This window comes from Vibrio sp. 1288 (assembly GCF_033344475.1).
Genome location: NZ_JAWPOX010000760.1, coordinates 1 through 611, shown reverse-complemented (window position 1 = coordinate 611; position 611 = coordinate 1). Strand labels below are relative to the sequence as shown.

The 611-nt window shown below is 45.3% G+C and carries 2 protein-coding genes; both read right to left on the bottom strand.

The window, feature by feature from the left end:
• A partial coding sequence (locus R8O11_RS29215) for an LrgB family protein (protein WP_318195121.1) occupies nt 1-443 on the bottom strand: 443 nt, incomplete at its 3' end.
• A gap of 1 nt (nt 444) precedes the next feature.
• Nucleotides 445-611: CidA/LrgA family protein (locus tag R8O11_RS29210; protein WP_318195122.1), on the bottom strand; the 167-nt coding region annotated here is incomplete at its 5' end.

Genomic DNA, 611 nt, shown 5'->3' with positions numbered 1-611 from the left:
ACGATCAGTACTAAGATTGCAGCGACTGCCGCTTCGCCACCAAGGTGGCTTGAGATTTCCATTGCAATCGGAGTGGTCACTGACTTACCTACTAGGCTCGCGATTAAACTGATGTCAGCTTTAAATGCAACGGCGATGAGGGTTGTGGTTGCCATTGACATAACACTTCCGAGCGTACAAGCAAACGTGATGATTCGCCAGTTGGCTTTGATTTGAGGAAGTTGCTCGTACAAAGGGTAAGCCAACGCTACAACAGCTGGTTGTAGTAAAAAGCTGATGCCTTCGTTGTCGGCGTAGTATGTCTCAAACGGTACATTGAGGTACGTTAATAAAGGAATCAGTACTGCAATACTGATCAACAAAGGGTTTGCAAGTGGGCTGTTGATCTTAATTGCGATTTGGCGAGCAATCAGGAAAACGACAATAGTGACAATTAACCACATATTAATGTTTCTCCTTTAGCAAGTAGTCCAGTAGCCAAGCAAGGCTGACCAAGACAATGAGTGAACCACCGACTGCACTAGCTATGATTGGCAATGCATTCGCAAGTAGCATATCGAAGTGCTGCATGAGTCCCACACTGATTGGGACAAAGAGTAAGATCATGTAGC